A 7490-nucleotide genomic window follows, 5' to 3' on the forward strand; every position below is an offset into this window, starting at 1 on the left:
TTCCTGCCGGGGACCGCCTTGATATGCTGGGCGTTAACGACAAGAAACTGAATCTCCTCGGCTTCAAGCAGATTGACGATGGGTTTCCAGTAGACACCGGTACTCTCCATGGCCACATGTGTACAGCGATGCTGCTTGATCCAGTCGATCAAGTCGAGCAAGAAAACCGTGTGCGTACGAAACGTCTTAATCTCCTTTCCTTCGGGAGTCACGATGCAAGCGGTAATGGACTTCTTGTGAACATCCAAACCGCAAGCGCGCTCGATGAGGACATCCATAACATTCACCTTTCTACGGCAATTAGAGTTGAGGACTGGGCAACAACCAGAAAAGGATTAATCTACCCCGCGTGCTTCCAAAAAGGAGCGACATACCGTGGTGCACCATGATCGTTGGAGTCAGACTAACGGGTGGGTTCGCGACACCATAGCTTAACGACCTTCCTCACCAGCCGTAAGAATAGTATAAAACGCCGCATCAAAATTTTCATTACTCTGTGGTGCCCCGAGAGGGGCATGGATGGCTAACGGGAGACGTTAGTTCAACAATCCAGAAGCAGTTTGCCGCCGCGGCAGCTGCTCCATGCCAATTACCCGTTAGTCAAAAATTTAGTAGATAGGAAGATTGTATTAAATGATGAAGCAAACTAAATTCACTGTGCTAACTCTAACACTAGCCGCAGCTTTAACGATTCCGGCAATAATTAACGCTGATTCTGCCGAGGTAACTCAGACAGAATCCAAGCTTCCAATTGTAACTCCAGCCACGTCGACAGAATCACCTAACGATTTCATTGTTATTGTTCCACTGACAAACTATAGCAGTACTGATACTAGCGCTGGCTCTGCTTTCGTAGTGCCAGGTGGTTTCGGCTATGGAAAACTTCACTTTCACAACGTAGGTAAAGGCGCGGTAACTGTTACGGTACAACACGTTGCTACAGGCTTAGAATATGTAGCAGTAACTATAGCTCCAGGAGCAGAGTATACGTGGAGAAGCACTACCAATTATCCGCAAGGTATGCGCTCTGGTGATTATACCGTCCAATTTCACTCTTCCACTGCTGCTGTAAGCGTGGATTTTGATGGATACGCATCCAATAGTGTAACTTGAAGGAACTGCACTGAATGAAGCTCTGGGGTTTATAAGGGGAATCGGATGGATTGGTATCTTCACTTTTTATCGTTAAGCTAAACAATCCTGTAGAGCTTAAGAAATAGGCTTTGTAAAAAAAGGAGCTCCTCGGTATGATGGGTTTGTCGAGAACACATCAGGGAGGAGCTCTTACTATGAAGTTTAAGGAAATAGATGCACAAAATCAACGGGTTGAACAAATTACTACCTCGCATCTCGTAATAGGGATCGATATGGCGAAAGAAATAGATGTCACACAAGCTACAAATTTCCGCGGAATAGTGGTTTCGAAGCGCCATCTGGAACCAACCGGGCATTACTGGTTTAACCTGGCCAACTGGTTAGCAGATAAAAGCGTGCATGTGGTCATGGTTAATCCGGCAACGACGAAGAGAAATAAAGAAAACCGGGATAATAGCCCGTCAAAGAATGACCCAAAAGATGCACTGACCATTGCAGATTCCGTCAGCCGAGGTTTCTACTACGAGTACACGCGTCTGATTCCTGACCAAGACGAGGAAACGTTCTCGATTCTTATCGACAATAAAATGATAATTTGTATTCATATCGATCGCTTCACCTTGGAGCTGGTGGGAGCAGTTTTCCCTTAAAGGATATAAACAAAAAAAGATTGAGTAGGATACAACAGCATGAGGCTGCCGCGGAATTGATTGGCAGCCTTGCTTACACTATGGGTTCCGGCATTCCCGATATTCGAACTCGTCGATTTTGCCCGACGTTAGGAGATAATATATGGTCGCTTCTTTATGATATGAAGTTTGTCTCGATATGCGGTTGTTGCGCTGCAGAATATCAGAGTAGCGGGCCGGATAATCATAGTGCACAAGATGATTTGCCGCCGTAACGTCGAGACCGGTGTTGACGGAATCCGTAATAAGCAGAACGGTGGATTCCGGGATTTTATTAAATCTGTCAATCATCTCATTGACCTCATGGATGGAAAGCTGTGTCGTAATAATAAAAACGCCCTTGATGTCCTCGTCCGCAGAAAGCTCGTCTAATAACAGGGATGTGACGGCATTCGATTTGGAGATGACGACCGCCTTTTCCCTTCTGTCACTTACATCTCGGATGATGGACCTCAGCATGTTCATTTTTTGCGGATTCTGGTTGCACATAAGCGCCATTTGCTCTTTAATCGCCATGAGCTGTTTTTTTTCATGAATGGAGGAGGCCCGGCTATTTCGCTCGGAAGCCGTAAAGTAATTATTCAATAGCTTCAAGTATTCGGTTTCATTTTCGGGCTCCAAGGATACGACGATCTGTTTTTCAGTAATGTTCATGATATCAGTCATCCTTCCTGCTCTTCTTATTCTTTGAATAATAGCAATGTAACTTATGATACGTTTCTCTCGACGAAACGACAAGCTTCATAAAATGGAATTTTACAACGCGACGGTAAGAAATATTACCAGGCTAATGAAAAATATACATCGCTGATGTACTTGCTGAACACATGGTATGCCCTCAAAATGAGGTTATGTGTAGGACCGGAACGCAAGCGTTTTGTATGGCAGGGGCTGCGTATGATCCAGGAGATACTCGAGACTGGTGTGACTGTCTCCTCATTCCGCGAATCGAACAGCCACTACGCTATGCAGTACAGTATGTGGATGCAAGTACTCGGCTCCATTACAACACGACCGCATAAGACAAGGCTTTCGGATACTTCGGTACATTGAAGGAAACTCTTTATGATAGGCATTCATTGAGCTAACGGGGAACGTTAGCTTAATAAAGAAATTTGACAAAGGAGCTGCCGCGGCAACTCCTTTTCTTCTTCGCAAAATCAGGAATTTATTTCAAGGCTCTTGCCGGAGTTGCGGGCCTTGCTGTTAACAGAATGCGGCAGATACGAGACGCTTAATACTTATCCGTGATAGTCATCCGGCTGAATCCACTGAATGCCAGTATTCGTGTAGCCGGCGGCCCGTATGGCGTCCATTCTGACGAACAAACGACTGTTATACATCAGGCTGTTTGTCTTGTCCGCAAGCAGCTCTTGATGACTTGTCTTGATTGAATAGCAGTATTCAACTCCCGTGACATCTGTCACCTTCCAGCCAAGCGCCTGGGCAATGGGCTGTATCGGTACATAGAGCTTGGAGTCCGGGCCGAAGAAGCTGTACGGCACCGAAATCGTTTTGTCACCCACCAGCACATTTGCTTCAGATAGCTGACGGGATGTCGTTACCATTATTGGCAGCGCGTCGATATCCAGATCGGCTGGAACTGGGGCGCAACCGGCTTGCCGCAGGTCAATCTACGAGAAGTTAGGTCTACCGAAATAATCCTTTTAATACATATCTAAGGTGCTCCAATTTTAAAGTAAGGGGGAGAACCTTGGGCTATTTCATTCCGGTAGAACCAGGCGTGCGGGTATTTGTTCAGGACTTGCTTCCAACTGGGAACAGGACGATTTTGTTTATTCACGGCTGGCCTTTAAGCCACCTACAGTTTGAATACCAATACGATGTGCTACCATCGTACGGTGTACGTTGCATTGGCATGGATTGGCGGGGATTCGGGAATTCAGATAAACCTTATTTGGGATACAGTTTGGATCGCTTGGCGGACGACATTCGGGTCGTCATCGATACCATGCAGCTACGCAATATCACGCTTGCAGGACATTCGGCGGGCGGTGCATTGATTGTCCGTTATATGGCCAGACATCAAGGTCATGGAGTATCCAAGCTCGTAATGATAGATGCTCAGTCGCCGGGGTCCGTGCCGGGGAGCGCTGCCAATGCGTTCATCTCGCAAACGTTGTCCGACCGGCCTGCGCTGCTTGTGGGATTAGCGAATCAATTCTTCTTTCGACACATCACGGAACCGTTCGCGAACTGGTTCTTCCAAGTCGGTCTTCGGGCTTCGGGCTGGGCGACGGCGGCGGTAATGGTGACGTTAAGGGATCAGAACGTGCAAAACGATCTAGGAGCTATCCGCGTGCCGACGCTGATCGCGCATGGCATCCATGATCAAGTCGTACCGTTTGCGAATGCGGAGGAAACCCATCGGCTAATCGAAGGATCGGTGCTTGTTCCGTTCCAATACAGCGGTCATGTGCCTTTTCTTGACGAACGTGAACGGTTCAATCAGGTCCTGCTTCAATTTATTGGCTAAGTGTTAGCGTTAGGGAGGGCATCTGTTTTATCGGGAACTACTCCGTCAACTCATGAGATAAAAGAAACGATACGATTGTGACGCAAGCGGCACAGGCATCTGTCAGACGACAAGAACATATATACAACTGAAGTCGCATAAACAGCGGCTTTTTTATTTTTTGTATAGAAGTTCTTGTCGTGAGCTCAAGACAAGTACTTCTATACAAAGCCGTAGTAGGACAAGAACTTCTATACAGCCCCGTGATCCCAGAAATGCACACATTATTAAACTAAAGGGCTAAGAAATGGCCTTTGTCAAAAAAGGAGCTCCTCGGTATGATGGGTTTGTCCACAACACATAAAGGAGGCGCTCTTACTTATGATGTTTAAGTAATCAGACGCACAAAATCAACGGATTGAACAAATTACTCCTTCGCATCTCGTTGTAGGATCGACATGGCCAAAGAAACGCATGTAGCACGAGCTACGAATTTCCAAGGAATCGTGCTGACGAATCGACATCTATCGTTTAACAACACAATTGAGGGGTTTGAAAAGCTGCAACAGTGGATGGAAGCTATCCAGCAAAAGCACCGTTTAAATAGCGTAATTATTGGTATGGAGCCAACAGGTCATTAGACAACTGGCTTACCAGTAAAGGGTTACACGTCGTATTAGTCAATCCTGCAACGACCAAGCGCCCACCCGATCGGGTGCCGTTGTTCATTGAAGTAACGGGCAGGTTAACGTGGTAACATGTTAGAATGTAAATGAGGAAAATTTTAGTGGTTTTATAAGGGGGATTCGAAATGTATGAATTCTTTATTGCATCAAGTGAATATTTAATGCCAGTGTATTCTTTCGTATTTATGTTTTTATTTTTGCGTCATTTCGAAAAAGGGGATATTATTCAGAGAGTTTTTGTTTCAATATTTTTTGCATTAATGATGTGGACATTAACAGGCGCGATTTTATTAGGAGCACATCTCATTTAACCAACTACAATAGACATCAGGAAACGGGAACGTTAGCTCAAAGACAACACGAAGGCAGCTGACTTGATGTCAGCTCCCTTTTTCATTAAAGTAACGGGCAGCTTAGTTCCAATATATGGTGCTATGAAAACAATAGCCTGAAAGCTCTTTTAAGTCCGATAAAGAGGTGAATAATGATCAAAATACTTGAGACAGAACGGTTATATCTAAGGGAACTTGAGATCGGTGATAAGTATGAGTTATCGAAGGTTCTATCCGATCCCGTGGCTATGCAATTTTATCCTCGGCCGTTCAATAATGAGAAAGTAGAAGAGTGGATTAAATGGAATATTGAGAATTATAAGAAGTATAAGCATGGGCTATGGGCTGTGATATTAAAAGAAGACGGTAAATTTATTGGTGATTGTGGAATAACGATGCAAACCATAGAAACTGAAATTGTTCCAGAAATCGGTTTCCATATTAATAAGGACTACTGGAATAAAGGTTACGCTACTGAAGCAGCTTTAGCCTGCAAAGAGTATGCTTTTAACGTTTTACGTTATCCTCGTGTTTTCTCGTATACCACTATAAAAAACGTTCCGTCACAAAAAGTCGCAGAGAAAATCGGAATGCAGGTTTATAAGTTCATCGAGAAAAATAGCGAAAAGCAGATTGTTCAAGTTGCCTATAATACAGCAAACCAAATTTATGATTAAGCTATCGGAGAACATTGTTGAACTATCCAGGGAGCAGACTACCGGTACAGCTGCTTCCTGTTTTTATTAATCTAAAGGGCAAGATACTCATGCGTATATGGAGTGAAATCAATAATGGAATTTACTGAATTGATACGTAAAATGAAAAATGCAGGGGTTAAGTTTGCAGATGGTTTAACTGAATCTGAATTTGAAGTTATCCAACAAAAATATATTGTTAAATTCCCACCTGATTTAAAGCAATTTCTGTCGATTGCTTTGCCTATATCAGATGAATTTAATAATTGGAGAGATATGACCGAACGCAATGTTCAAATAATACAGGAAAGATTTAATTGGTGTTTGGAGGGCATGTTGTTCGATATTGAACATAATAATTTTTGGTTGAAGGCATGGGGAAATAAGCCTAGCGATTTAGATTCAGCCAAGAAAATTTGTATTGAGCAATTTCGAAGAGCACCGAAGCTAATTCCAATTTATTCGCACAGATATATCCCTCAGATACCCCAGGAATCAGGGAATCCAATCTTTTCGGTTCATCAAACAGACATCATTTATTACGGTGAAAACTTGAAATCCTACTTGATGGTCGAGTTCGACTTGAAGAAATATGATGAAATAAACTTTGAAAGTATCAAAAGGATACCCTTCTGGAGCGATATTATTGAAATGTGGGAAGTAGACTAATTTTCGTTTGTAACATGTTTCATTAAGCTACCCCGAAAATTACTATTAGCTCAAACCCAAAAATGACAGCACGAAAACAAGCCCAGCTTTAACGGTTTTTAAAAACTGTGCTTTTAGGGATTTATGAAAATTAGAAATGGTTAAGAGGCTTCTGAGGTTGAGAGAGCAACCTGAAAACCAAGGTTTTCAAGCCTACGAACGGCTTGCTTCATAATGGTTTCCTGCTGTCGCTGTTCAAAGTAATGGCTGCCTAAATCTTTGTAGTCCTCTTTACGTGTGAGAAGGTAATAAACAATAGCCATGATGGAGTGGGCGACAGCTACAGCAGCTCGGTGTCGGCCTTTTCGTGCAGCTATGCGCCGGTATTGGGCTCCCAAGTAATTGTCGGATCTGCATACGGAGTGGGCGACTTCAATCAGTGCCGCTCGGAGATATTTGTTGCCTTTTCGTGTTTTCGAGGATTTTCTTTTTCCGGCACTTTCATTTTGTCCTGGAACAAGGCCAGCCCATGAACAAAGATGAGCGGCAGAAGGGAAGCGTGAAGCAAGATCTGTTCCAACTTCAGCCAAGATTTGTTCCGCAGTGCGTCGACCAATTCCCGGTATGGTATCTAGTCGCTCAATGTCTTGCTGAAAAGGGGCGAGCCGTTTGGCTACCTCCGTGTCCAGTTCGAGAATTTGTTCATTCAGAAAGTCGACATGAGTAAGCATCGTTTTTAGCATGATCCGCTGGTGTGCACTCATGTTCCCTCGCAAGGCTAATTCTAGCTCTTCTTTCTTTTTCTTTAAGGTTCGTCTTGCGAAGGCAGCCAGCTTTTCCGGATCTTCTTCACCCTCGATCATGGCCCC

The 7490-nt window shown here is 44.1% G+C and carries 10 protein-coding genes and 1 pseudogene; 7 read left to right on the top strand and 4 right to left on the bottom strand.

All coding sequences use genetic code 11. The features are described 5' to 3' along the window. Positions 1–278: IS110 family transposase (locus BM200_RS29550; protein ID WP_139230849.1), on the bottom strand; the 278-nt coding region annotated here is incomplete at its 3' end. Between the two features lie 355 nt (positions 279–633). Between BM200_RS29550 and BM200_RS29555 the strand changes: the two genes are divergently transcribed. Both BM200_RS29555 and BM200_RS29560 read left to right on the top strand, forming a co-directional pair. Then, on the top strand, positions 634–1113 hold the full coding sequence (locus BM200_RS29555) for a hypothetical protein (protein WP_091191051.1): 480 nt from the start codon (positions 634–636) through the stop codon (positions 1111–1113). Positions 1114–1289: 176 nt separating this feature from the next. Further along, a pseudogene (locus BM200_RS29560) lies at positions 1290–1631 on the top strand (IS110 family transposase); the annotation flags it as partial. A 192-nt stretch (positions 1632–1823) separates the two neighbouring features. Here BM200_RS29560 and BM200_RS29565 read toward each other — a convergent pair. Then, positions 1824–2438 (bottom strand): helicase-related protein, encoded by a 615-nt coding sequence (locus tag BM200_RS29565; protein WP_243865305.1) that lies wholly within the window; start codon positions 2436–2438, stop codon positions 1824–1826. A gap of 243 nt (positions 2439–2681) precedes the next feature. On the opposite strand from BM200_RS29565, the gene BM200_RS30195 reads away from it, so the two are divergent. Further along, the gene (locus BM200_RS30195) at positions 2682–2837 is read left to right on the top strand and encodes a hypothetical protein (RefSeq protein WP_175533081.1); all 156 of its coding nucleotides are present in this window, start codon (positions 2682–2684) and stop codon (positions 2835–2837) included. 188 nt (positions 2838–3025) lie between these two features. Here BM200_RS30195 and BM200_RS29570 read toward each other — a convergent pair whose 3' ends face one another. Then, entirely contained in the window at positions 3026–3352 is a 327-nt protein-coding gene (locus BM200_RS29570; RefSeq protein WP_091191056.1) for a hypothetical protein, read from the bottom strand. Positions 3353–3498: 146 nt separating this feature from the next. Here BM200_RS29570 and BM200_RS29575 point away from each other — a divergent pair, with 146 nt between their 5' ends. The 4 genes from BM200_RS29575 (at position 3499) to BM200_RS29595 (ending at position 6642) form a co-directional block, all read left to right on the top strand. Continuing rightward, entirely contained in the window at positions 3499–4281 is a 783-nt protein-coding gene (locus BM200_RS29575) for an alpha/beta fold hydrolase (RefSeq protein ID WP_091191059.1), read from the top strand. Between the two features lie 790 nt (positions 4282–5071). After that, entirely contained in the window at positions 5072–5257 is a 186-nt protein-coding gene (locus BM200_RS29585; RefSeq protein WP_091191061.1) for a hypothetical protein, read from the top strand. A 173-nt stretch (positions 5258–5430) separates the two neighbouring features. Further along, complete coding sequence (locus tag BM200_RS29590) at positions 5431–5955, top strand: GNAT family N-acetyltransferase (protein ID WP_175533082.1); 525 nt, start codon at positions 5431–5433, stop codon at positions 5953–5955. Between the two features lie 114 nt (positions 5956–6069). Beyond that, positions 6070–6642 (top strand): hypothetical protein, encoded by a 573-nt coding sequence (locus tag BM200_RS29595; RefSeq protein ID WP_091191062.1) that lies wholly within the window; start codon positions 6070–6072, stop codon positions 6640–6642. A 140-nt stretch (positions 6643–6782) separates the two neighbouring features. Here the strand turns inward: BM200_RS29595 and BM200_RS29600 are convergent. Beyond that, a partial coding sequence (locus BM200_RS29600; RefSeq protein ID WP_139230850.1) for an IS110 family RNA-guided transposase occupies positions 6783–7490 on the bottom strand: 708 nt, incomplete at its 5' end.

Source organism: Paenibacillus catalpae (assembly GCF_900112695.1).
GTDB lineage: Bacteria > Bacillota > Bacilli > Paenibacillales > Paenibacillaceae > Pristimantibacillus > Pristimantibacillus catalpae.